The sequence below is a fragment of the Streptomyces sp. NPDC052687 genome, assembly GCF_040678395.1.
Classification (GTDB): Bacteria; Actinomycetota; Actinomycetes; order Streptomycetales; family Streptomycetaceae; genus Streptomyces.
Genome location: NZ_JBFATR010000027.1, coordinates 1 through 23,756 on the forward strand (window position 1 = coordinate 1; position 23,756 = coordinate 23,756).

Genomic DNA, 23,756 nt, shown 5'->3' on the forward strand with positions numbered 1-23,756 from the left:
GAAGGCTACAACGACAACTCCGACGGCTCCGTCGACCTCGTCGACGCGGCCTACTACGCCACCGTCACCCTCTCCACCACCGGGTACGGCGACATGCGGATCGCGGAGGTGGCCCGCATCTTCGAGAAGGGGTGGTGACAGGGCCGAGGTGCCCGCCGGGGCGTCCGGAGTTACGCTGCTGACCGCATGACAGCCCCGGACACCGGCAGCGCGCCCCCGCGCGCCACGCCCGCACGACGCCGCCCCGCCTGGCGTGCCCAGGCGCCGGTGGTCGCCGTGGTCGCGGCCGGCGGCGGCATCGGGGCCGCCGCCCGCTACGCGGCGTCCCTGCTCTGGCCCGCCGCACCGGACGGCTTTCCCTGGGCGACCTTCTGGGTCAACGTCGCCGGCTGTGCGGTCATCGGCGTCTTCCTGGTGACCGTCACCGAGATCCGCCCCGCCCATCCGCTGGTGCGGCCGTTCTTCGGCACCGGCGTGCTCGGCGGCTTCACCACCTTCTCGACGTACGCCGTCGACATCCAGCGGCTGACCGAGGCGGGCCGCCCCGCCACGGCGTTCGCCTACCTCGCCGCGACCCTCCTCGCGGCCCTCACCGCCGTCGCCCTCGCGGCCACGGCGACCCGGCGGCTCCTCACCCGGAGGCAGCGATGAACCCCGACGCGGCGACGCCCCGGCCGGCCGGCCCCGCCCTGCGCCTGACCGTCCTCGTCGGCGAGAACGACACCTGGCACCACCGGCCCCTGGCCACGGAGATCGTGCACCGGGCGCACGCGGCGGGCCTCGCCGGGGCCAGCGTCTTCCGCGGGAACGAGGGCTTCGGCGCCTCCTCGGTCGTGCACACCTCCCGCCTGCTCTCGCTGAGCGAGAACCTGCCGGTCGCCGTGGTGATCGTGGACACCGAGGACCGCGTCCGCGCCTTCCTGCCGCGGCTGGCGGAGCTGGTCACCGACGGCCTGATCACCCTCGACCCCTGCGAGATCGTCCGGCCCGCCGCCCCGGAGGAGGCCCCGTGAACTGGCTGCTGGTCGTCGTCGGCGGCATGATCGGCGCCCCGCTGCGCTATCTCACCGACCGCGCGGTGCAGTCCCGCCACGACGCGGTCTTCCCGTGGGGCACCCTCACGGTCAACGTCACCGGCTGCCTGGTCCTCGGCCTGCTGACCGGCGCGGCGCTCGGCGACCACTGGGGGCTGCTGCTCGGCACGGGCCTGTGCGGCGCCCTGACCACGTACTCGACCTTCTCGTACGAGACGCTGCGCCTCGCCGAGACCGGCGCGCGGCTGCACGCGGCGCTCAACGTGGCGGCGAGCGTGCTCGCCGGCCTGGCGGCGGCGTTCGCGGGTGTCGCACTGACCCGCACCCTGTGAAATGGATCACATCATCCGTCTGTGTTCCTGAATCTTTCCTTTCACCTGCCTTGACAGCCCCCTGGCGCAACCCGCAGGATCGACCACCGTGAACCTGTCAGACAGCCAGACAGGTGGTCCGGGCCCGCGGCGCGTCAGTGCCATGGAAGCGGTGCTCTCCCACCTTCGCGGCGCGATCGAGCGCGGCGAGTACGCGATCGGCGACAAGCTGCCCTCCGAGGCGGAGCTGTGCCGCACCCTCGAGGTCTCCCGGCCCGTGCTGCGCGAGGCGCTGCGCGCCCTGCAGGCGCTCGGCCTGACCGTGGCCAAGACCGGCAAGGGCACCTTCGTGGTCGCCAGCAGCGTCGAGGACCCCACCTTCGGCGACTACGCGGCCAGCGATCTGCTGGAGGTGCGCCGGCACGTCGAGATCCCGGTCGCCGGGTACGCGGCCCTGCGCCGCACCCCCGAGAACCTCGACCACCTGGCCCATCTGCTCGACCGCATGGAGCGGGAGACCGACACCACCGCGTGGGTCGCGATGGACACCCTCTTCCATCTGGCCGTGGCCGAGGCCGCCCAGAACCCGGTGTTCCGCCGGGTCATCGAGGAGATCCGGGACGCCCTCGCCCGCCAGTCCGCGTTCCTGAACGAAGTCGGCGGCCGGCGCGAGCAGTCCAACCGCGAGCACCGGGCCATCGTCGAGGCGCTGATCGACGGTTCCGAGCACGACGCCGTCGAGGCGATGTCCCACCACCTCGACCGCGTCGAGACCACCCTCACCGACATCGTGCGATCCCCACGCACCGGCACCACCACGGAAGGCGGACCCGAGCGTTGAGCGAGCAGTCCCTGCACAAGGACGTGCGGACCGGGCACGGCGACGGCGTGCAGAAACGTTCCGTCCATGTCGACGCCGGAGACGAGGGCTACAGCAAGTCCCTCAAGTCCCGGCACGTCAACATGATCGCCATCGGCGGCGCCATCGGCACCGGCCTCTTCCTCGGCGCGGGCGGCCGGCTCGCCGACGCCGGCCCCTCCCTCTTCATCGCCTACGCGGTCTGCGGCCTCTTCGCCTTCCTCGTCGTGCGCGCCCTCGGCGAACTCGTGCTCCACCGGCCCTCCTCCGGCGCCTTCGTCTCGTACGCCCGCGAGTTCATGGGCGAGAAGGGCGCGTACACCGCGGGCTGGATGTACTTCCTCAACTGGGCCACCACCGGCATCGCCGACATCACCGCCGTGGCCACCTACACCCACTACTGGGGCATGTTCTCCGACATCCCGCAGTGGGTGCTGGCGCTGATCGCGCTCGCCGTCGTGCTCACCGTGAACCTGATCTCGGTGAAGATCTTCGGCGAACTGGAGTTCTGGTTCGCGATCGTCAAGGTCGGCGCGCTCGTCGTCTTCCTGTGCATCGGCGTCTTCCTGCTGGTCACCCAGCACCCCGTCGACGGCCACACCCCCGGCCCGTCGCTGATCACCGACAACGGCGGCGTCTTCCCCAACGGCCTGCTGCCCATGCTGCTGGTCGTCCAGGGCGTCGTCTTCGCCTACGCCTCCGTCGAGCTGGTCGGCGTCGCCGCCGGCGAGACCGAGAACCCCGAGAAGATCATGCCGAAGGCGATCAACTCGATCATGTGGCGCGTCGGACTGTTCTACGTCGGCTCGGTCGTGCTGCTGTCGATGCTGCTGCCCTGGTCGTCGTACAAGGCGGGCGAGAGCCCCTTCGTCACCGTGCTCTCCAACATCGGCGTGCCCGCCGCCGGCGGCATCATGAACCTCGTCGTGCTCACCGCGGCGATGTCCTCGCTCAACTCCGGCCTGTACTCCACCGGCCGCATCCTGCGCTCCATGGCGATGTCCGGCTCCGCCCCGAGGTTCACGAGCGTCATGAGCCGCAGCAAGGTCCCCTACGGCGGCATCCTGCTCACCAGCGGCTTCTGCGTCCTCGGCGTCGGCCTCAACTACGTGGTCCCGGCCGAGGCGTTCGAGATCGTGCTGAACTTCGCCGCGATCGGCATCCTCGCCACCTGGGGCATGATCATGGTCTGCCACCTGCTGTTCTGGCGGAAGACCCAGCGGGGCGAGCTGGACCGCCCCGGCTACCGCCTCCCCGGATCCCCCTGGACCGAGCTCGTGACCCTGGCGTTCCTCGCCTCCGTCCTGGTCCTCATGTACGCCGACGGCGGCGCCGGACGCACCACCATGCTGTGCCTGCCGCTGATCGTCGCCGCCCTGGTCGCGGGCTGGTACGCCGTCCGCGGCCGCACCGGCACCACCCCGCCCGCCCAGGCCGACGCGTGACCCCGCCCAGGCCGAAACCCACCCACCGAAGAACCAGGCAGTGATGTACAGCAGTTCCGCCGCGGACGCACCCCTCGTCCGTGAACCCCTCCACGCCCCCCTCGCCCACCTCGTCCGCGGCGGGGTCGTCGAGGGCATCCACTACGGCTCCCTCGTCGTCCTCGACACCGACGGCCGGGTCACCCTCCAGCTCGGCGACATCGAGGCCGCGTTCTACCCGCGCTCGGCGCTCAAGCCCGTCCAGGCCGTCGCCATGGTCCGGGCCGGGCTGCCGCTCGACGGGGAACTGCTGTCCCTCGCCGCCGCCAGCCACTCCGGCGAGGAACGCCACCTCGCCGGCGCCCGGCGCATCCTGGAACTGGCCGGCCTCACCGAGGACCACCTGCGCAACACGCCCGACCTGCCGTTCGGCCCCGCCGTGCGGGACACCTGGGTGCGCGAGGGACGGCAGCCGTCCCGGCTCGCCCAGAACTGCTCCGGCAAGCACGCCGCCATGCTGTACGTCTGCCGGCTCAACGGCTGGTCCCTGGACGACTATCTCGACCCCGGGCACCCCCTCCAGCAGGCGATCGCCGAGATCGTCGAGGACCTGACCGGGCAGCGGGTCGCCGCGGTCACCGTCGACGGCTGCGGCGCGCCGCTGTTCTCCGTCTCCCTGCACGGGCTCGCGCGCGCCGTCGCCCGGATCACCACCGCGGCGCCGGGCACGCCGGAGGCGCGGGTCGCCGACGCGATGCGCGACCACGCGGAGATGGCCTCCGGCTCGGGCCGGGACGTGGCCGCGCTGATGCGGGCCGTGCCGGGGCTGCTCGCCAAGGACGGCTTCGAAGGCGTCCAGGTCGCCGCGCTGCCCGACGGGCGGGCCGTTGCCGTGAAGATCTCCGACGGGGCGAACCGGGCGCGGATCCCCGTCGCCGCGGCGGCGCTCGCGCGCGCGGGCGTGGACCCGGCACTGCTGACCGGGTTCGCCGGGGAGCCGTTGCTCGGTGGCGGGGAGCCGGTGGGGTCCGTGCGGGTGGTCCGGGCGCTGGACCCGGTGTCCGTGTAGGCGCCGAGTCCGAGGGGGGCTGCGGGCCGTCGGCGGTCCGCGGGTCGTTTCGCGGCCGGTCGCGCGGTTCCCCGCGCCCTTGAGGTAGTTCACCTTCACCTTTCTCAGAAAGAAGACCCTTCCGATGAACGCCGTCGCCACCCGTCGTGAGCACGATCTGCTCGGGGACCGGGACGTTCCCGCCGACGCCTACTGGGGTGTGCACACCCTGCGCGCCACGGAGAACTTCGCCATCACCGGCACGCCCATCTCCGCCTACCCGCACCTGATCACCGCCCTGGCCGCCGTGAAGGAGGCCGCCGCGCTCGCCAACGAGGAGCTGGGGCTGCTCGACCCGCGCAAGGCCGCCGCGATCGTCGCCGCGTGCCGGGAGATCCGCGCCGGTGAGCTGCACGACCAGTTCGTGGTGGACGTGGTGCAGGGCGGCGCCGGCACCTCCACCAACATGAACGCCAACGAGGTCGTCGCCAACCGGGCGCTGGAGCTGCTGGGCCACGAGAAGGGGCAGTACCGGTACCTGCACCCCAACGAGGACGTCAATCTGGGGCAGTCGACGAACGACGTCTACCCGACCGCCGTGAAGATCGCGACGGTGTTCGCGGTGCGCGGCCTGCTCAAGGCGATGTCGGTCCTCCAGGACGCCTTCGCCCGCAAGGCCGTCGAGTTCCGCGACGTGCTGAAGATGGGCCGCACCCAGCTCCAGGACGCCGTACCGATGACGCTCGGGCAGGAGTTCTCGGCGTACGCCGTCATGCTCGACGAGGACCGCAGCCGGCTCGCCGAGGCCGTCGAGCTGATCCACGAGATCAACCTGGGCGCCACCGCCATCGGCACCGGCCTCAACGCGCCCCGCGGGTACGCGGAGGCGGCCCGCCGCCACCTCTCCGAGATCACCGGTCTGCCCCTGGTCACCGCCGCCAACCTGGTCGAGGCCACCCAGGACTGCGGCGCGTTCGTGCAGATGTCCGGCGTGCTCAAGCGGATCGCCGTCAAGCTGTCCAAGAGCTGCAACGACCTGCGGCTGCTGTCCTCCGGGCCGCGCGCGGGTCTCGGGGAGATCAACCTGCCGCCCGTGCAGGCCGGTTCGTCGATCATGCCCGGCAAGGTCAACCCGGTGATCCCCGAGGTCGTCAACCAGGTCGCCTTCGAGGTCATCGGCAACGACGTCGCCATCACCATGGCCGCCGAGGCCGGTCAGCTCCAGCTGAACGCCTTCGAGCCGATCATCCTCCACTCCCTGTCGGAGTCCATCACCCACCTGCGCAACGCCTGCGTCACCCTCGCCGAGCGGTGCGTGGCCGGCATCACCGCCAACACCGAGGTGCTGCGGGCCAGTGTCGAGAACTCCATCGGCCTGGTCACCGCCCTGAACCCGCACATCGGCTACACGGCCGCCACCGACATCGCCAAGGAAGCCCTCGCCACCGGCCGGGGCGTGGCCGAACTCGTCCTGGAGAAGGGCCTGTTGCCGCAGGAGAAGCTGGCTGCCCTGCTGCGTCCCGAGGTCGTCGCGGGCAACGGCTCGCCCGTCGTCTGACCCGCGTTCTCCCCGCGGGATCCGCCGATGCGCACCAGGAACGGCCCGGAGGCACAATGGTGATCATGACGTCGTCGACGACCTTCCAGCCGGTCCTGGAGCGCATCGCCGAGGAGATCGAGCGCACGCCCGGCCGCGGCCGGCCCGCCGACTACATCCCGGCGCTCGCCGCCTGCGACCCGCGCCGCTTCGGCATGGCCGTCGCCGAGCCGGACGGCACGGTGTACGGGGTGGGGGACTGGCGCGAGCCGTTCTCCACCCAGTCCGTCACCAAGGTCTTCACCCTCGCCCTCGACCTGGCCCGCGAGGGCGACGAACTGTGGGAGCACGTGGGCCGCGAGCCCTCCGGCAACCGGTTCAACTCCCTGGTCCAGCTGGAGTACGAGGACGGCATCCCGCGCAACCCGTTCATCAACGCGGGCGCCCTCGTCGTCACCGACCGCCTGCACACCCGTACCGGCGACGCGTCCGGCACCCTCCTGGACTTCCTGCGCGCCGAGTCCGGCAACCCGGAGCTGTCCTACGACGAGGAGGTCGCCGCCTCCGAGGCCGCGCACGGTGACCGGAACGCGGCCCTCGCCCACTTCATGGCGTCGTACGGCAACATCGACAACCCGGTGCCGGAACTGCTGGAGCAGTACTTCCGGCAGTGCTCCCTGCGGGCCTCCTGCGCCGACCTGGCCCGCGCGACCGCCTTCCTCGCCCGGCACGGGGTGCGCGCCGACGGCTCCCGGCTGCTCACCCGCAGCCAGGCCAAGCAGGTCAACGCGATCATGATGACGTGCGGCACGTACGACGCGGCGGGCGACTTCGCCTACCGCGTGGGCCTGCCCGGCAAGAGCGGCGTGGGCGGCGGCATCGTCGCGGTCGTCCCCGGCCGCTGCACCCTGTGCGTCTGGAGCCCCGGCCTGGACGAGCGCGGCAACTCCGTGGCGGGCGTGGCGGCCCTGGACCGCTTCACCACGCTGACCGGCCTGTCGGTGTTCTGAGCGCTCACCGGCCTGCTGGTGTTCTGAACGCTCACCGGCTTGTCGCATGTTCTGGGCACCGCCCCCCGGACAGCGCCCGCACGGTGACGGGCACCCACCGGTAACGCACCGGCTGACCCCCGGAGGCCCCCGTGTCGCCCGCGGGCCACCCCGCGTTGTCACGCTGCCCCGGTGTTGGCCATGGCTTCCTCCGTCGATCTGCGCCACTGCGGCGTCCTGGGGCTGGCCGGGACCGCCGTCCTCGCCCTGGGCGGTGAGACGGCCGGAGCCCTGCCTGTCCGCGAGCTGCCGTCGCCCGCGTCGCCCGCCGCCGCCCTCGGCCTGGTCGGGGCCTCCTTCGGGGTCGTCCTGCTGATCGCCGCCTGGGCGCTGCTCGGCCGCCTCCTGCGCGGACCCCAGCCGCCCACCCGGCGTGCCCTGCTGCTCGTCCTCGCCCTCTGGGCGGCGCCGCTGCTGCTGGCCCCGCCGCTGTTCAGCCGGGACGTCTACAGCTATCTCGCGCAGGGCGCCATGGTCGACGCCCGGATCGACGTGTACACCCACGGCCCGTCCGCGCTCGGCGGCCCGGCGGCCGACGAGGTCGCCCCGCTGTGGCGGCACACCGCCGCCCCGTACGGGCCGGTGTTCCTGGCCGTCGCCGCCGCGCTCGCCGCTCCGGCCGGCGGTGACCTCCCCACCGGCCTGCTGGGGATGCGCCTGGTCGCCCTGCTCGGAGTCGCCGCGATGGCGGCCGCGCTGCCCCGGCTCGCCCGGCACAGCGGCGCCGACCCGGCCACCGCGCTGTGGCTGGGCGCGCTCAACCCGCTCGTGCTGCTGCACCTCGTCGCCGGCGCCCACAACGACGCCATGATGCTGGGCCTGCTCGGCGCGGGCCTGGTCGCCGCACTCGGCCGCCGGCCGGTCCTCGGAGCCGTCCTCGTCACGCTCGCCGCGCTGGTCAAGGCGCCCGCGGTGCTGGGACTGGCCGCCGTCGCCGTACTCGCGGCGCGCGCCGGACACCGCCCGGTCCGGGCCGTGCTGACCACCGGCCTCACCGCCGCCGCCACGACGATCGCCGCGACCGCCGCCGCGGGCACCGGCTACGGCTGGATCGCCGCCCTCCGCACCCCCGTCTCCCCGCACAACTGGGCGCCGACCAGCCTGCTCGGCCGCGCCACCGCCGCGCTGCTGGACCACCTCGGCAGCGATCTCGCCCCGCTCGCCGTGCCGGCCTGGCACGCCCTCGGCCTCGCCGCGACGGCGGCCGTCCTGTGCCTCGTCTGGCTGCGGCTGCGGCCACGCCCGGTGTACGCGCTCGGCCTGAGCCTCGCCGCGGTGGCCGCGTTCGGCCCGGCGATCCGCCCCTGGTACGCGCTGTGGGGCCTGTTCCTCATCGCCGCCGCGGCGCCCAGCGCCTCCGTACGCCACCGCACGGCCACCGTCACCGCCGTGCTCGCCCTCGCGGTGCTGCCCAGCGGCGCGCCCGCCGACCTCGGCCGGCTGCTGCTGGCCGGCTGCGGCGGGGTCCTCGCCGTGGTCGTCCTGTGGCAGGCCCACCAGGCGGTGCGGGCCCCGGCCCTGGGGCGCACCGCGTGAACCCGCCCCGCACCGACCGCGCACGGCTGCTGCTCGTCCTCGCCCTCGCCGCCGCCGTGACCGTCTTCACCGCGACCGTGCCGCTGCTGCGCGACTGGTTCGACCTGCGCGTCTACCACGGCGCCGTCCACCACTGGACCGACGGCGGCCGGCTCTACGACTACCGGGTGCCGGGCACGCCGTACGGCTTCACCTACCCGCCCTTCGCGGCCCTCGCCCTGCTGCCGCTGGCCCCGGTCGCCCTGGGCACCGCCGTGGTGCTCGCCCTGCTGGTGAACCTGACCGCCCTCGCCGTCTGTCTGCGCCTGCTGACCGGGCCGGCGTGGCGGCGCTACGGCTGGTACGGCTGCGCCCTGGCCGCCTGCGCGCTCGCGCTGTACGAGCCGGTCCGGGACACCGTCAGCTTCGGCCAGGTCAACCTGGTGCTGCTGGCGCTGGTCCTGGCCGACGCCCGGTTGCTCGCGACCGGCCGGGGACGCCTCGCGGGCGCCGGCATCGGCCTCGCCGCCGCGATCAAGCTGACACCGGCGCTCTTCATCGGCCTGCTGCTGCTCACCCGCCGGGGCCGGGCGGCCGCGCTTGCCACGGGGGTCGCCGCCGGGGCGACCGCGTGCGCGGCCTGGGCCGCGCCCGACGCGTCACGGTTCTACTGGACGCGGGCGCTGTGGGACACCGGCCGGGTGGGCCGGCTCGACTATGTGTCCAACCAGTCGCTGCAGGGCGTCCTGGCCCGCCTCGGCCTGACCGGCCACGCGGTGTGGGCGGTGGCGGTGCTGCTGGTCCTCGGCGTGTGGGCGTGGCGCTCCCGCCGGGCTGCCGCGGCGGGGGACTGGCCCGCCGCGTTCGCGCTGACCGCACTGACGGCCTGTCTGGTCAGCCCGGTCACCTGGGTGCACCATCTCGTGTGGCTGCTCCCGGCGTTCGCCGTGCTGGTGCGTGCCGGCCGGACCCGCTGGGCGGGCGCCCTGTACGCGGTGCTGTGCACCAGCGTGGTGTGGCTGTGGGTGGACGACACCTCGGGCGTCGACGGCTTCCTCGGGAGCAACGCGTACACCTGGATCACCCTCGGCCTGCTGCTGTGGCTGCCCGCCGGTCACTCCGCCGGCATCCGGCCGAACAGCAGCCGCAGCGCCAGCGCGACCGCCCCGGCGCCCAGCACCGCGGCGGCCGCGACGGCCGCCCCGCCGGCCCAGCCCGGCCCGGTGCCGGCGGGGACGGCCGCCGCGGCCGGTACGACGTCCGGACCCGGCCTCGGCCGGGCCCGCAGGGCGTCCAGCGACCCCACGGGGTCCACCCGGCCGGCCGCCTCGAAGCCCCAGTCGAGCAGCGAGCGGGCCTCCTCGTAGACGGCGAACCCGTCGCCCTCCCGCGGGTTCATCACCGTCACCACCAGGGTCCGCCCGCCCTTGCGGGCCGCGGCGACGAGGGTGTGGCCCGCGTTGCTGGTGTAGCCGTTCTTGACGCCGATCAGCCCCGGATAGCGCTCCACGCCGTCCGAGCCGGTCAGCAGCCGGTTGGTGTTGCGGATCTCGTACGCCCAGCCGCCGCCGCGCCCGGGGAAACGGGCCTCGACGGTCCCGCAGTACCGCGCGAAGTCGGCGTTGCGCAGCCCGGCCCGGCCGAACACCGCCAGGTCGTACGCCGAGGACACCTGGCCCGGCGCGTCGTAGCCGTCCGGTGACAGCACCCGCGTGTCCAGCGCGCCCAGCGCGCGCGCCTTCGCCTGCATGCGCTGCGCGGTGGTCCGCCAGCCCCCGTTGAGCGCGGCCAGCACCCGCACCGCGTCGTTGCCGGAGCTGAGGAAGACGCCGCGCCACAGATCCGCGACCCGGTAGGTGTGGCCCTCGGAGACCCCGACCAGACTGCTGCCCGGACCGATCCCCTTCAGCTCCTCCGGCTCGACGCGGTGCCGCACGCCGCCCGGCAGCACCGGCAGCACGGTCAGCGCGAACAGGGTCTTCAGGGTGCTCGCGGGTGGCAGCTTGCGGTGCGCGTCGTGCGCGGCCAGGACCTCGCCGGTACGGGCGTCCGCCACCAGCCAGGAGCGCGCGGAGACGTCCGGCACCTTCGGCGCCCCGGCGCGCGGCCGGACATGGGTGCCGGGCCGGTACAGCAGCGCGGGGCGCGGGGCCGCCCGCGGCCCGCCCGGCGCGCCCGGGTCGCCGGCGGCCGGGGCGGCCACCGCGGCGGACGCCAGGGCCAGCATGCCCGCCAGACAGAAACCGCAGGTCGACACCGTCAGCCGGGAGGGGAATCCGATCGTCATACGGTCAACGTAGAAACGCTCCCCGCATGCGCCGCGCTGGCCGGGCCGTTGGCCGCCCGCGTGCACCCGGATGTCCCACACGCCCGCCGGACACGGGTGGCCGAACGCCGCCCGAGCGGGGATCGGCGTCAGCTGGCCGGCAGCGCCGGCCGCACCCGCCGCAGGAACGTCGCGTTGTCCGGGGTCTCGCGCATCCGCTGGAGCAGCGTCTCCAGGTCGGCCGCCGCGTCCCGGGACCGCAGGGCCCGGCGCAGACCGCGCACCGCGGCCGACTGGGCGGGGGAGAGCAGCAGTTCCTCGCGGCGGGTGCCGGAAGCGGTGAGGTCGACGGCCGGGAAGAGCCGGCGGGCGGCGAGTTCGCGGCTGAGCCGCAGCTCCATGTTGCCGGTGCTCTTCAGCTCCTCGAAGTAGTACTCGTCGGCCCGTGAGCCGGTCTCCACCAGCGCGGTCGCCAGAATGGTGAGCGAACCGCCCTCCTCCGTCTGGCGGGCCGCTCCGAAGAAACGCTTCGGCCCGTGCAGCGCCGCCGCGTCGACACCGCCGCTGAGGGTGCGTCCGCCGGACGACGCCGCGTTGTTGTAGGCCCGGCACAGCCGGGTCAGCGAGTCGAGCAGGATCACCACGTCCTCGCCGTGCTCGACCAGCCGCTTGGCCCGCTCCACGACGAGTTCGGCGAGGGCGATGTGCTCACGGGGCGTCCGGTCGAACGTCGAGGCGTACACCTCGCCGCGCACCGAGCGCCGCATGTCGGTGACCTCCTCGGGACGCTCGTCGAGGAGGACGACCATGAGCCGGCACTCGGGGTGGTTGCCGGCGATCGCCGCGGCGGTCTGCTGGAGCAGGACGGTCTTGCCGCTCTTGGGCGGGGCCACGATCAGTCCGCGCTGGCCCTTGCCGACCGGCGCGAACAGGTCGGCGAGCCGCCCGGTGAGCCCGGCCGCCGGATGCTCCAGGCGCAGCCTGCGCCGCGGATGGAGCGGGACCAGGTCGCCGAAACGGACCCGGTCGCGGGCCTCTTCGGGGCTGCGGCCGCCGACTCGCGCGACGCCGGTCAGTGCGCCCCGCGGTCCGGCCACGCCGTCCACCAGGTCGCCCTTGCGCAGTGCGTACCGGCGGATCAGCGCGGCGGGGACCTGCGGGTCCGCGGGCGACGGCGAGAGGTGCGCGGCGCGCAGGTGCCCCTTCCCGCTCGCGTCGACGTCGAGCACGCCGGTGACGATCCGGGCGACCGCGGAGTGCTCCTGGAGGGAGGGGTGTTCGAGAGTGGTGGCCATGAGGTGGTCCTTTCGAGGACGTCAGGCAGGTGAGAGAAGAAGGAAGGGGGAGAGGAGGGAGAAGCCGCGCGGGGGTTGACGGACGGGCGCACAGCGCGCTCCGTGCGAGCGGCGGGAACACGCCTCGAAGCGAGGCGGTGAGAGACCGTGAAGGAGAAGAGAAGAGACTCCGGTACCGGCGCCCTCGACGGGGCGTACACAAGTACCGATCGCACTGTACCACGCCCGGCGAGGCGGGCCCGGCGGCCGGCGGCCGGGAGTACGCTGGCGGCGATGTTCAGCCCCGAGGGTCCCAGCCTGCGCGAACTCGCCGTCCAGGCGCTGTCGTCGGTCGAGCGCGGCTACGACCTGCTCGCGCCCGAGTTCGACCACACGCCGTTCCGCACCCCGGACTCCGTGCTGGACGCGACCACCGCGGCGTTGCGCCGGATCGGTCCCTTCGAGGACGGGCTCGACCTGTGCTGCGGCACCGGGGCGGGCGTCGGCGTGCTGTCCCGGGTGTGCTCGCGCAGCGCCACGGGGGTCGACTTCAGCGCGGGCATGCTCACGGTGGCCCGGCACCGGGTCCGGTCCCCGGCAAAGGGGCCGCGCGTGTCCTGGGTCCGCGGGGACGCCCGCGCGCTGCCGTTCGGGCCGGCCTTCGACCTCGTGGTCAGCTTCGGCGCGTTCGGGCACTTCCTGCCGGCCGAGGTGCCGGGAGTGTTCGCGCAGGTCCGCGCGGTGCTGCGGCCGGGCGGCCGCTTCGTCTTCCCGGTCGTCGCGCCACCCCGCCCGGGCTCGCGCGCCTTCTGGGCGCTGCTGGGCTTCGACGCGGTGATGCGGGTGCGCAACGCGCTGTGGCGGCCCCCGTTCGTCATGTACTACCGGACGTTCGCGCTCGGCCGGGTGCGTGACGAGCTGGCCCGTGCGGGCTTTGCCGTGGAGCTGTACGCCCTGCCTGAGTTCGGGAGTCGGCGGGACGGGAGCCCACGGGTCCGGCTGGTGGTGGCCCGGCGGCTCCCGCAGCGGCGCGGCGGGCGGGGTCAGACCGCCGCGGGCAGCGTGAACTCGTAGACGAGCGCGTCCTGACGGGCGTCCACGTGGAGGTCGGTGATCTCCAGGGGCCGGGCGTACTGGTCCTGCACCAGCCGGGTCACGCGAACCGACGAGGTGTCCGGGAGGCGGGTGATGGTGTCCCGGTGGTGGAGGGTGAGCCCCGCCCGGCGCATCCAGTCGTACGCGCGCCACAGTTGCGCGGACGACGTGCCGTCGGCACGGTCCCGGTAGCGGCCCAGCTCCGCGACCTCGGCGAGCGCGACCGCCGAGAAGGAGGTCACGGCGGTGCGCCGGCCCCGGCCGTCGGCGCCGGCCGACTCGTAGCGGTGCACCAGGGTCGGCCGGTGCGGGGCGAGTCCCAGTGCCTCGGCGTGCTCGGGCGGCGGCGGCTCCCAGGCGACGGTGGCCCGGTCGACGGCGCGGGGGTCCGCGGGGCGGCGGGCGCCGACCGGGAAGGCGAGCGAGGCCGGATGCTCGACCGGCGGGCCGGAGAGGGTGGCGTGGCTGCCCCGCCGGTCGGTGGCGACCAGGCCGTCACGGCGCAGTACCTCGAGCGCCTGCCGTACGGTTTCCCGGCTGACCCGGAAGTACTCGGCCAACTGCCGCTCGCCGGGCAGCCGTTCGCCGGGCGGGATGGTGCCGTCGCGCAGCTCGCCCAGCAACTCGGTGGCGATCCGCCGGTACAAGGGCTGGTCGTCGCTCCGGTGGGCAGGCCGGCCGGCGGTCTGCGGATGGTCGTGCGGGGTGGTGCGGGCCATGCCGCGCCCTCCTGTTGGTGACGTGCCGTAGCCACACGGGCTCATTGCGCCACCACATCTAGCATTGGTCTAAACCAGCTGGGAAGGGCGGCCCGGCGGTTCGGCCGAAACCGCACCGCGCGGACCGCCACTCCCGCCGTGTCACAGCGCGCTGTACACGGCCTCCACCAGCGCCATCTTCCGCGGGTCGTCCGCGATGCGCGGGCCCATGCGGTTCATCACATAGCCCAGCGAGACCCCCGCCTCCGGGTCCGCGAGCCCGCAAGAACCGCCGAAGCCGTCATGGCCGAAGGCGCGCGGGTTCGGCCCGTACGAACCGTTCGCACCGCTCAGCCACAGGCCGAGCCCCACCTCCGTCTCCCGCTCGAACCCGGCGCCCAGCACCAGGTCCCGGCAGGCGCCCTGCCCCTCGCGCACCCGCTCGGCCGCCTCGGCGGACAGCACGCGCCGCCCGCCGAGGGCGCCCCGGCCCGCCAGGACGCCGTACAGGTCGGCGACCGCCCGCGCGGTGCCGTGACCGTTGGCGGCGGGTATCTCGGCCGCCCGCCACTCGGGGGTGCAGGCCTCCCGCGCCCCCACCGCCGGGTTCGTCAGGGCGGCCAGCGCGGCGGGCGCCAACTGGCTGAACACCGCCGCCTGTTCGCCGCGCGGCGCGGCCGGCGCGTGCACCGGACGGGCGGCCCGCCCGGCCTCCTTCTCCGGCAGGCCGATGGTGAAGTCGACGCCGAGCGGCCCGGTCACCTCCCGCTCCAGGAAGGCGCCCGGCAGCAGCCCGGACACCCGGCGCACCACCTCGCCGACCAGATGGCCGAAGGTGAGCGCGTGATAGCCGGAGACCGTGCCCGGCTCCCACCAGGGCGCCATCGCCGCGAGCCGGCCGGTGGTCAGCTCCCAGTCGCACAGGTCGGCGAAGGAGTGCGGCTCGCGCGGGCCGGACAGTCCGGCCCGGTGGGAGAGCAGATGCCGCACGAGCACCCCCTCCTTGCCCGCCGCCGCGAACTCCGGCCAGTACGCGGCCACCGGCGCGTCGAGGTCGAGCAGCCCCCGGTCGGCGAGGATGTGCGCGCACAGCGCCACCGGACCCTTGGTGGTGGACCAGACGTTGACCACGGTGTCGCGCTCCCAGCGCCGGGTGCGCTCGGGGTCGGCCCAGCCGCCCCACAGATCGACCACCCGCGCCCCGTCGACCGTGACGGCGACCGCGGCACCCAGCTCGCCGCGGTCGCGGAAGTTCTCCTCGAATGCCGCGCGCACCGCCGCGAAGCGGCTGTCGCAGTGGCCGTGGACTTCTGGCTCGCGCTCGGACATGCACCCTCCGTCGTCCCTCGGAAAGCCCGGAGCGCGCTGCTGCGCACCGGGCCGCCGATGAACGTACCGACTGGTCGGACCGGGGGGAAGCGTGCGTTCGTGCGCGGGCGGCCGGGCGGCCGGGCGCCCGAAGGACGTGGGCGCCCGAAGGACGCGGGCGCCCGATGCGTCTCGCGTCCGGCGGTTCAGGCGTACGACCGCAGCCAGCGCATCCTGGCCCGCTCCTGGTAGGGCCCGCCGCCCTCGTGGTCGTTGAACTCGTAGACCTCGATGGCCTTGTCGTCGTGGGCCCAGGCGTTGAACGCCGCGAACACCGTCGAGGGCGGGCAGGTCTGGTCCTCCAGCGCCGCCGAGAACAGGGCGGGCGCCCGGCCGCGGGCGGCGAAGTGCACACCGTCGAAGTAGGACAGGGTGCGCCGGGCCTCCTCGGCGCGCCCGCGGTGCGTCTTCAGATACAGGCCGATCTCCCGGTACGGGTGGCGGTCGGTCAGTGTCGTGGCGCGCGGGAAGTCGCACAGGAACGGCACGTCCGGCGCGACCGCCACCAGGTCCGGCACGAGCCCGCCGACGGCGAGGGTGATGCCGCCGCCCTGGCTCGCGCCGAGCGCCACGGTGCGGGAGGCGTCGGTCAGCGGGTGCGAGCGGGCCGCCTCGACGGCGCGCACGGCGTCGGTGAAGACGCGGCGGTAGTAGTAGTTCTCCGGGGCGTCGATGCCGCGGGTCATGAAACCGGGGAAGGCGGGGCCGCCGCCCACCGGGTCGGTGGTGCCGCCCCCGCCGCCCCAGGCGCTGCCCTGGCCGCGGGTGTCCATCACGAAGTGCGCGCGGCCGGTCGAGGCCCACAGCAGATGCTCGTGCGGCAGGCCGCGCCCGCCGCCGTACCCGACGAACTCCACCACCAGTGGCAGCGGTTCGTCCGCGCCGGCGGGCAGCACCAGCCAGCCCTTCACCGGGTGGCCGCCGAACCCGGCGAACGTCACGTCGTACACCCGCACGGTCGACAGCCCGGTCTCCACGGGCTCGAACCGGGCGTCCAGGTCGTGCTCGCGAGCTTCCCGGAGGGTCTTGGACCAGAAGGCGTCGAAGTCCTCGGGCTCGGTGGACGCGCTGCGGTATTCCCGCAGCTCGTCGAGTGGGAGGTCGAACAGGGCCATGGAGGGACCGCCTTGGGTGAGGAGGGCCGGTGATGATCACACACCGTACGGTTGCGCGAAGACGGGGCGCCACCGCCTGCCCACTTTCCGGACACTGTCCGACATGCCGAACGATGAGCCCCGCTGATCTCCGGCCACCGCCCACTCCCGGCCGCCGCCCGCGCCCGGCGCTCATGTCCAGTGCTCCACCCGGCGCTCACACCCGTCGCCCGGGCCCGGCGCTCACGCCCTCCGCCGGGTCCACTCCGGCTCGGTGCGCGCCCACGCCTGTTCCCACTCGGCCAGCCGGTGGCGCAGTGCCGCGCGGCGGACCAGGGTGTGGCCGATCAGCACCACAGCGGCCGCCATCCCGGCCGTGCTGACGCCCATGGCGACGGTGTGCTGCCAGACGGCGTTCGCGTCCGGCGGCGGGGGCACGCTGCGGCCCCGGCCGTCGAACCACACGTCCACCGTCTCGCCCCGCGCGGTGCCCGCCGGGACGCGGGCGACCGCCGTGCGCACGCCGTCCTCGGGATCGCTCCAGCGCACGGTCGCCCGGTACGTGTACTCACGGCCGCCCTGCAAGGGCACCCCGCCGGGGGAGCGGCCCACCACCTCGGCCCGCACCCGCTGCCGTTCCGCGCGCTGCTCGGCCACCGTCGACCGCGCGTCCTGGTGCGCCCACCAGGCCGCGACCGCCCCGGCCAGCGGCGCGCCGAGCGCCAGCAGGACGGTGACGGCCAGTACCGTCCACGCCTCCACGACATCCGACCGGCGCCGCAGGGGATTGCGCCGCCAGCGCCAGCCGCGCACCCGGGTCCGCATGTCCGCCTCCTCGCCGCCTGCGCGCGGGCACCCACATGCGTCTCGTACCCCGTCCGGCGGGGTTCGTTCCCGTGGGGTGCGCGCCGCGCCGGACGGGCAGGGGGGAGGCGGACGGAGGCCCGGCCGAAGCCGGGGGACGGCTCAGCCGAACCGCTCGACGCGGATGCGGTCCACCGGCTGCCCGGCCGCCACCAGCAGCCGGGTGGCGTGCTCGGCGAAGGCGTTGGAGCCGCAGACGTACACCTCCCAGCCGCCCGGCGGCCGCTCGGCCAGCAGCGGCTCGAGGTGCGCGGCCGTCATCCGGCCCACGGGCGTGCCGGCAGGGGCGCTCCGGGTGAACACGGCCGTGGTCTCCGGGCCGTACTCGCGCGCGTAGATCAGCTCCTGTGGGCTGCGCGCGGACACCAGCAGCCGCAGCGGCACGTCCAGGCCCCGCGCCCGGTGGTGGCGGACCATCGACATCAGCGGTACGACGCCGGACCCGGCGCCGATCAGCAGCGCCGGCCGGTCGCCGGGCCAGGCGAAGAAGCCGCTGACCGGGCCGCGCACCTCGACCCGGTCGCCGGGCCGGGCCTCGCTGTGGAACCAGCCGGAGACCTCGCCGCCCTCGACGTGGTCCAGGGTCAGCTCGATGTGCCCGGAGTCGTCGGGCGCGGACGCCAGCGAGTAGTGCCGCTGGGCGGTGTATCCGTCCTCGGCGGTCAGCCGCAGCTGGAGGTGCTGGCCGGGGACGTGGCCCACCCAGGCGGGCACCGCGAACCGGAAGGTGGCCGCGCGCGGGGTCTCCCGGCGGATCTCGGTGAGGGTCGCGGTCTGCCAGACGCTCGCGCCCTGGTGGGTCACGGCGATCCGGCCGGGGATGGCGAACCGGGTCGGGGGAGTGAAGGCGGGGGGAGAGGAGATCTCAGTCACCGGAGTACCGCTGCTCCTCCCACGGGTTGCCCCGCGCGTGATAGCCGTTCTGCTCCCAGAAGCCGGGCTCGTCGTGGTCGAGCAGCCGCAGCCCCGCGATCCACTTGGCGCTCTTCCAGAAGTACAGGTGCGGCACCAGCAGCCGCGCCGGTCCGCCGTGCTCCGGGGCGAGCGGCTGCCCGTCGTAGGTGAACGCGATCCACGCCTTGCCGCCGGTCAGGTCGGCCAGCGGGAGGTTCGTGGTGTACCCGGTGTGCGAGTAGGCGACGGCGTGCGTGGCGGACGGCAGCGGCCGTACGGCGTGCAGGAACACGTCCACGGACACGCCCCCGAACCGCACGCCGAACTTCGACCAGCTCGTCACGCAGTGGATGTCGCCCTCGTACACCGACCCGGGCAGCGCGTGCGCCTGCTCCCAGGTCCAGGTGCGGTCCTCCTCGACCAGTCCGTCGACGCGGAAGGTCCAGTCGGCGGGGGCCAGGTCGGGGGTGACCTCGGCGGACAGGACGGGCCAGTCGTCGCCCGCGTCGTACTGCCCGGGCGGCAGGCCCGGACGGTGGACGCGCGGGCGTCCGGTGAAGCCTCGGGTGACGTTCATGGTTCAACGGTACGTGGCCCCCTGTCCCGCTCCGACCTCCGGGGCCGGGAATAGCCGCAGGTCACACTCTCTTGATCTCTGTGGACCCCGAAGCCGGAAGCAGAAGCCGGAAGCAGAGCAGGAGCAGGAGAGCGGGAACGATGCCGGAACCGACCGGAGGCCATGTCCTCGACCACCCGGCGCGCGCCGCGCTCACCGGCCCGCACGCCCGCTTCGCCGAGCGCCACGGCCGTATCCTGCGCTACCCGGTCGACGTCACCCCCTGGGTGGCCCTGCCCGAGGAGCCGGACGAGCGCGACTGGGCGGACCTGGCCGCGCTGGCGGGCCCCGGCACCGAGGTACCCCTGCTCGGCTTCCGGGGCCGCGTGCCCGACGACTGGGAGGTCACCTTCCGGATGCCGGGCGTGCAGTACGTGGACGCCGGGCTCGCCGCCGCCCCCGACCCGGAGGCGGTCCGCCTCGGCCCCGCCGACGTGCCCGAGATGCTGGACCTGGTCGCCCGCACCCGGCCCGGCCCCTTCCTGCCGCGCACCATCGAACTCGGCACCTACCTCGGCATCCGCCGCGGCGGCGCGCTGGTCGCCATGGCCGGGGAGCGGCTGCGCCCGCCGGGCTGGACCGAGATCAGCGCGGTCTGCACCGACCCCTCCGTGCGCGGCGAGGGCCTGGCGAGCCGGCTCGTCCTCGCCGTCGCGCACGGCATCCGCGAGCGCGGCGAGACCCCGTTCCTGCACACCGGCGCGGACAACGTCCACGCCATCCGCCTGTACGAGTCCCTGGGCTTCCGCCTGCGCCGCACCACCGCGTTCCTGTCGGCGCGCGCACCGGAGCGGGTGGCGGCCGGAGCATAGGGGTGTCCGCCCCGATGGCTGCTGACTCCACGACGCGGCCGGAGCCATTACCGTGGACGGCGTCCAGGTGGGCCTCGTGAAGGTGCAGGAACTCGCCGACGTCAACCGGGTGGCGGGCCTCAACCAGCCAGTCGATCCGGGTGCGTGAACCAGGAGCGTGGTTGCGCGGCAGATGCCGTGGAGGGACAAGCGGAAGCGCCAGGCGAGTTCGGGAGCTCCAGGAGCTCCGGGGGGTCAGGAGGTCCGGCAGGCCTGCGCGGCCTCGCCGGGCTCCGGCGGTGTCCAGGCGTTGTACCGGGTCAGGTACGCGGCGAACCGCGCCAGGTCCTCCTCCGGCCAGTCGGCCAGCCGCTCGCGGAACGCGGCGCGGCGGCTCTCGGTGACCCGGGCCAGGAGCTGTCGGCCGGCGTCGGTGAGGTGGAGCACCTGTACGCGGTGGTCGTCCGGGGCGAGGCGGCGCTCGATCAGTCCGGCGCGTCCCAGGGCGGCCACCTGGCGGCTCACGGTGGACTTGTCCAGGGCGTAGTGCGCGGCCAGGTCGGTGGCGCGGCAGCCGCCGCGCTCCTCGAGGTGGCCGAGCAGGGTGTACGAGACGAGTGACAGCTCCGGGTGCATCCGCCCGGCCGAGGCCCGGGCGCGGCGCGCGAACGCCGTCATCTCACGCTGGATGGCCTCCACGGCCTCGGCTGCCGTCACGGTCACGGACCTCCCTCGCGCATCTGGTTGTATAGTACAACTAGAAGCGAAGTTGTATATGCCAACTAGTTCCCCGCCGGGCGGCTTGGCGAACCGAAGGAGGATCCGGGCATGCGGTCACCCGCGTTGCGCCATGTGCTCACGCACCTGATCACCCCGCTGCTGATGTGCGTGGGCATGGGCCTCGCCTACATGGGGGCCTTCGTGACCCCCGAGCCGCACCACCTGCCGGTCGCCGTCGTCGGCACCGGCCCCGAGGCGAAGGTGTTCGCCCAGTCCGTCGAGGACGAGGCCGGCGACGCGCTCGACGTACGCACCGTCCCCGACCGGGACCGGGCCGTCGGCCTGCTGCGGTCCCGCGACATCACCGGCGCCTACGTCCCGAGCGCGCAGGCACCCGAGGTCATCGTCGCCACCGCCGCCTCCGACATGGGCGCCATGGCCGTCGAGAAGGTCTTCGCCCCCGTCGCCGAACGCCAGGGCGTCCCGCTGAAGGTGACCGACGTGGCGGCGCCCGTCGCCGCCGACCCCACCGGGCAGGGCCTGTTCTTCCTGATGATCGCGGTGAGCATCGGCTCCTACGCCTCGGTCGCCGTACTCGGCGGCGCGGGCGGCGCCCTGCCGATGCGGTCGCGGGCCCTGCTGACCCTCGGTGTCTCCGTCGTGGTCAGCGGCATCGGCGCGCTGCTCGCCGGGCCGGTCTTCCACCTCGCCCACCACGACCTCGCCGGCGTCTGGGCCCTGGCCTGGCTCTACTCGGCGGGCATCCTGCTGATCGGCGTCGGCCTGCACACCTTCCTCAAGCGCTGGACCACCCTCGCGATGATGGTGCTGTTCGTGATGCTCAACTTCACCAGCTCCGGCGGCCTCTTCCGGCCCGAGCTGCAGAACGGCTTCTTCGGCACCCTGCACGCCTTCTGGAACGGCGCCGGGTTCGTCGAGGGCACCCGCAGCCTGCTCTACTTCGACGGCGACGGCCTGGGCCGCACGGTGGTCACGCTGATCGCCTGGCTGGTCGCGGGCCTCGCGGTCACGGCCGTCGCGGGCGCCTACGAGCGCACCCGCACCGCACCGGCCGCACCGGCAGGGGAGAAGCGGGAGGCCGAAGAGGAAGCCGAAGAGGCGGTCGGCGTCTGACGGGCCGAGGCGCCGAAGCGGCCGTGGGCGTCTGGTCGTGCGAGGCGCCGAAGCGGCCGTGGGCATCCGGTCGTGCGGAACCCGAAGAGACCGTCCGCGTCTGGCCGTTCGGGCCGGCCGGCGTCCGATCCTCCGGGCGGGTGGGATAGGGTGGCCTCCGGCCGTGGACCGACCCGGCCGTGCGATGCCCGGGAGGTGAGACCCATTACCGCTGTGACGGCTCGGGTGCCCTCACCTCACCACGGCGTGGATCGCCGGCTCGGCTGAGACACGAGGGTGCCCTTCGGCTCCCGAAAGGCTCAGGGTCCATGCCCGCTTCTCCCTCCTCCGGCGACTTCGCCGCGTCCCGCGAAGCTGCCTCGCCCTCCCGCGACTTCGCCGGGTCCCCCTCCACCCGTACGTCCGTCATCGCCGCGCTGCGCGCCGCGGGCTGCGTCTTCGCCGAGGACGAGGCCGACCTCCTCCTGGACGCCGCCCGCACCCCGGACGAACTCGCCGCCCTGGTGGACCGCCGCGTCGCCGGCCTGCCGCTGGAACTCGTCGTCGGCTGGGCCGAGTTCCGCGGCCTGCGCGTCGCCGTCGAACCCGGCGTCTTCGTCCCCCGCCGCCGCACCGAGTTCCTCGTCGAGCAGGCGCTCGCCCAGGCACCGGGCGCCCGGGTCGTCGTCGACCTGTGCTGCGGCTCCGGCGCGGTCGGCGCCGCCCTGGCCGACGCGCTCGGCCCGGTTGAACTGCACGCCGCCGACATCGACCCGGCCGCGGTGCGCTGCGCCCGCCGCAACCTCGTCGCGGCGGGCGGCCGGGTGTACACCGGCGACCTGTTCGAGGCGCTGCCCGGCACACTGCGCGGCCGGGTCGACGTCCTCGCGGCCAACGTGCCGTACGTCCCCACCGGCGAGGTCGGCCTGCTGCCCGCCGAGGCCCGCGACCACGAGCCGCTGACCGCCCTCGACGGAGGCGCCGACGGCCTCGACATCGCCCGCCGGGTCGTCGCGGAGGCACCCCGGTGGCTGGCCCCCGGCGGCTGTCTGCTGACCGAGACCAGCGAACGCCAGGCCCCCGCCGCCGTCGAGGCGTTCACCCGCGCCGGACTGACGACCCGGCTGGCGGTCTGCGAGGAGCGGTACGCGCAGGTCGTCATCGGCGTGGCCTGACCGGGCGGCCGCCCCGCCCCGGTGAACGCCGCGCCCGGCCCGCGCGTCACAGGAGCGGTACAGCCGTCCGTTCCCCGGGGGAGCCCATGCGTACGAACCATCCGCACACCAGGCGGGTCCTCGCGGCCCTCGTCGTGCTCTCGGCCGGTGCCGCGGCGGTGAGCTGCGAAAACGAGCGGCCCGGCGAGGCGTCGCGGGTGCGCGGCGGCGGACCGGCGCCGGAGGCCGCCGCCCGCGCCCGGCTGGTCGCCGAGGCCTGGGACGGCTCGCGCGCCGCCGACCTGTGGCGCGCGGGCTACTACCCGATGGGGGAGGAGGTCCAGCTGCCCGAGGACGCCTTCCGCGACGAGGCCGGCAAGGAGGCCTACGGCGCCCGCAACCTCGCACTGCGCGGTGAACTCCCCGCCCCGAAGGCGGCCGAGGGGACGGTGAGGTGGGAGAACGGCGGATCGCTCACCCTGCCCCTGATGGACGCCCGGGAGGCGTACGCGGACCTGGACCGCGGCGACGGCCCGCAACCGCTCACCGTCACCCGCGTGCGGCTCGGTGAGATGACCATGGCCACCAGCCGCGGCCCGGCCACCGTACCCTCCTGGCTGTTCACCCTGGACGGCTTCGACACCCCGCTGAAGCGGGCCGCGCTCAGCCCGTCCGAGCTGCCGAAGCCGCCCGTCGAACCGGCCGGGGACACCCCGGCCGACGACCTGGGGGAACTGCTGGGCCTGGCCGGGATCGCGGAGGACGGACGGTCCGTCACCGTCTGGGCCGGGCACGGCGCCTGTGACGACGGGCCCGCCGTGCACGCGCTGGAGACCGACGGCACGGTCGTGCTGTCCGGGTCCGTCGTGGGCGGGCCCGACGGCGAACCCTGCACCGCCCAGCTGCTCGCCGAGGACGTCACCGTGCGGCTGGACCGGCCGCTCGGCGACCGCGTCCTCCTCGACGCCTTCACCGGCCGGCCCCTGCCCTACGGCGAGGGGCACGGCACGTCCCCGAAGTGGGACTGACGCC

23 protein-coding genes and 2 pseudogenes are annotated in these 23,756 nt (G+C 74.5%); 16 read left to right on the top strand and 9 right to left on the bottom strand.

From position 1 onward, the window contains the following. The 11 genes and pseudogenes from AB0K92_RS21285 to AB0K92_RS21335 form a co-directional block, all read left to right on the top strand. Nucleotides 1–120, top strand: a pseudogene (locus tag AB0K92_RS21285) (ion channel); the annotation flags it as partial. A gap of 66 nt (nt 121–186) precedes the next feature. Further along, nucleotides 187–651 carry a fluoride efflux transporter CrcB gene (crcB, locus tag AB0K92_RS21290; RefSeq protein WP_365925045.1) on the top strand — a complete coding sequence of 155 codons (465 nt, stop codon included), beginning with the start codon at nt 187–189 and terminating at the stop codon, nt 649–651. Next, nucleotides 648–1,013, top strand: a complete 366-nt coding sequence (locus tag AB0K92_RS21295) for a DUF190 domain-containing protein (RefSeq protein ID WP_365925048.1) — start codon at nt 648–650, stop codon at nt 1,011–1,013. Before crcB (AB0K92_RS21290) ends, AB0K92_RS21295 begins: the two co-directional genes overlap by 4 nt. Continuing rightward, a complete protein-coding gene (crcB, locus tag AB0K92_RS21300) occupies nt 1,010–1,366 on the top strand; it encodes a fluoride efflux transporter CrcB (RefSeq protein ID WP_365925050.1) in 357 nt (118 codons plus the stop codon). The genes AB0K92_RS21295 and crcB (AB0K92_RS21300) overlap by 4 nt, the downstream gene beginning before the upstream one ends. A 142-nt stretch (nt 1,367–1,508) precedes the next feature. Then, nucleotides 1,509–2,186: a FadR/GntR family transcriptional regulator gene (locus tag AB0K92_RS21305; RefSeq protein WP_365925203.1), complete on the top strand. Its 678-nt coding sequence runs from the start codon at nt 1,509–1,511 to the stop codon at nt 2,184–2,186. 23 nt (nt 2,187–2,209) lie between these two features. Beyond that, nucleotides 2,210–3,649 carry an amino acid permease gene (locus AB0K92_RS21310; protein ID WP_365925205.1) on the top strand — a complete coding sequence of 480 codons (1,440 nt, stop codon included), beginning with the start codon at nt 2,210–2,212 and terminating at the stop codon, nt 3,647–3,649. Nucleotides 3,650–3,692: 43 nt separating this feature from the next. Beyond that, nucleotides 3,693–4,697 carry an asparaginase gene (locus tag AB0K92_RS21315; RefSeq protein ID WP_365925052.1) on the top strand — a complete coding sequence of 335 codons (1,005 nt, stop codon included), beginning with the start codon at nt 3,693–3,695 and terminating at the stop codon, nt 4,695–4,697. 124 nt (nt 4,698–4,821) lie between these two features. Continuing rightward, entirely contained in the window at nt 4,822–6,234 is a 1,413-nt protein-coding gene (gene aspA / locus AB0K92_RS21320; RefSeq protein WP_365925054.1) for an aspartate ammonia-lyase, read from the top strand. A gap of 56 nt (nt 6,235–6,290) precedes the next feature. Next, the gene (locus tag AB0K92_RS21325) at nt 6,291–7,223 is read left to right on the top strand and encodes a glutaminase (protein ID WP_365925056.1); all 933 of its coding nucleotides are present in this window, start codon (nt 6,291–6,293) and stop codon (nt 7,221–7,223) included. Nucleotides 7,224–7,403: 180 nt separating this feature from the next. Further along, entirely contained in the window at nt 7,404–8,798 is a 1,395-nt protein-coding gene (gene mptB, locus AB0K92_RS21330; RefSeq protein ID WP_365925059.1) for a polyprenol phosphomannose-dependent alpha 1,6 mannosyltransferase MptB, read from the top strand. Continuing rightward, entirely contained in the window at nt 8,795–10,144 is a 1,350-nt protein-coding gene (locus AB0K92_RS21335) for a glycosyltransferase 87 family protein (RefSeq protein ID WP_365925061.1), read from the top strand. Before mptB ends, AB0K92_RS21335 begins: the two co-directional genes overlap by 4 nt. A gap of 35 nt (nt 10,145–10,179) precedes the next feature. On the opposite strand, the pseudogene AB0K92_RS21340 reads toward AB0K92_RS21335, so the two are convergent. Next, nucleotides 10,180–11,064, bottom strand: a pseudogene (locus tag AB0K92_RS21340) (serine hydrolase); the annotation flags it as partial. Nucleotides 11,065–11,192: 128 nt separating this feature from the next. Next, nucleotides 11,193–12,338: a transcription termination factor Rho gene (gene rho / locus AB0K92_RS21345; RefSeq protein WP_365925063.1), complete on the bottom strand. Its 1,146-nt coding sequence runs from the start codon at nt 12,336–12,338 to the stop codon at nt 11,193–11,195. Between the two features lie 273 nt (nt 12,339–12,611). On the opposite strand from rho, the gene AB0K92_RS21350 reads away from it, so the two are divergent. Continuing rightward, nucleotides 12,612–13,391, top strand: a complete 780-nt coding sequence (locus tag AB0K92_RS21350; protein WP_365925066.1) for a class I SAM-dependent methyltransferase — start codon at nt 12,612–12,614, stop codon at nt 13,389–13,391. Here the strand turns inward: AB0K92_RS21350 and AB0K92_RS21355 are convergent. The 6 genes from AB0K92_RS21355 to AB0K92_RS21380 all read right to left on the bottom strand — a co-directional run bounded on the left by AB0K92_RS21355 (nt 13,361) and on the right by AB0K92_RS21380 (nt 18,907). After that, the gene (locus AB0K92_RS21355) at nt 13,361–14,131 is read right to left on the bottom strand and encodes a GntR family transcriptional regulator (protein ID WP_365925068.1); all 771 of its coding nucleotides are present in this window, start codon (nt 14,129–14,131) and stop codon (nt 13,361–13,363) included. The two genes, AB0K92_RS21350 and AB0K92_RS21355, sit on opposite strands and share 31 nt — an antisense overlap. Before the next feature lie 141 nt (nt 14,132–14,272). Next, nucleotides 14,273–15,439: a serine hydrolase domain-containing protein gene (locus AB0K92_RS21360; RefSeq protein WP_365925070.1), complete on the bottom strand. Its 1,167-nt coding sequence runs from the start codon at nt 15,437–15,439 to the stop codon at nt 14,273–14,275. A 185-nt stretch (nt 15,440–15,624) separates the two neighbouring features. Further along, nucleotides 15,625–16,593: an acetylxylan esterase gene (locus AB0K92_RS21365; protein WP_165995633.1), complete on the bottom strand. Its 969-nt coding sequence runs from the start codon at nt 16,591–16,593 to the stop codon at nt 15,625–15,627. A gap of 222 nt (nt 16,594–16,815) precedes the next feature. Beyond that, complete coding sequence (locus tag AB0K92_RS21370) at nt 16,816–17,397, bottom strand: hypothetical protein (RefSeq protein ID WP_365925072.1); 582 nt, start codon at nt 17,395–17,397, stop codon at nt 16,816–16,818. A gap of 141 nt (nt 17,398–17,538) precedes the next feature. Beyond that, nucleotides 17,539–18,309 carry a ferredoxin reductase gene (locus tag AB0K92_RS21375; RefSeq protein ID WP_365925074.1) on the bottom strand — a complete coding sequence of 257 codons (771 nt, stop codon included), beginning with the start codon at nt 18,307–18,309 and terminating at the stop codon, nt 17,539–17,541. Continuing rightward, nucleotides 18,302–18,907 carry a sulfite oxidase-like oxidoreductase gene (locus AB0K92_RS21380; protein ID WP_365925076.1) on the bottom strand — a complete coding sequence of 202 codons (606 nt, stop codon included), beginning with the start codon at nt 18,905–18,907 and terminating at the stop codon, nt 18,302–18,304. The genes AB0K92_RS21375 and AB0K92_RS21380 overlap by 8 nt, the downstream gene beginning before the upstream one ends. 140 nt (nt 18,908–19,047) lie before the next feature. Between AB0K92_RS21380 and AB0K92_RS21385 the strand changes: the two genes are divergently transcribed. Then, on the top strand, nt 19,048–19,758 hold the full coding sequence (locus AB0K92_RS21385) for a GNAT family N-acetyltransferase (RefSeq protein WP_365925078.1): 711 nt from the start codon (nt 19,048–19,050) through the stop codon (nt 19,756–19,758). A 234-nt stretch (nt 19,759–19,992) separates the two neighbouring features. On the opposite strand, the gene AB0K92_RS21390 is transcribed toward AB0K92_RS21385, so the two are convergent. After that, entirely contained in the window at nt 19,993–20,454 is a 462-nt protein-coding gene (locus tag AB0K92_RS21390; protein ID WP_365925207.1) for a MarR family winged helix-turn-helix transcriptional regulator, read from the bottom strand. 111 nt (nt 20,455–20,565) lie between these two features. Between AB0K92_RS21390 and AB0K92_RS21395 the strand changes: the two genes are divergently transcribed. From AB0K92_RS21395 to AB0K92_RS21405, 3 genes are all read left to right on the top strand, one after another. Further along, nucleotides 20,566–21,591 carry a hypothetical protein gene (locus tag AB0K92_RS21395; protein WP_365925081.1) on the top strand — a complete coding sequence of 342 codons (1,026 nt, stop codon included), beginning with the start codon at nt 20,566–20,568 and terminating at the stop codon, nt 21,589–21,591. Between the two features lie 308 nt (nt 21,592–21,899). Continuing rightward, nucleotides 21,900–22,745, top strand: a complete 846-nt coding sequence (locus tag AB0K92_RS21400) for a putative protein N(5)-glutamine methyltransferase (RefSeq protein WP_365925084.1) — start codon at nt 21,900–21,902, stop codon at nt 22,743–22,745. Nucleotides 22,746–22,831: 86 nt separating this feature from the next. Next, entirely contained in the window at nt 22,832–23,752 is a 921-nt protein-coding gene (locus AB0K92_RS21405) for a hypothetical protein (RefSeq protein WP_365925086.1), read from the top strand. Nucleotides 23,753–23,756 lie beyond the last annotated feature (4 nt).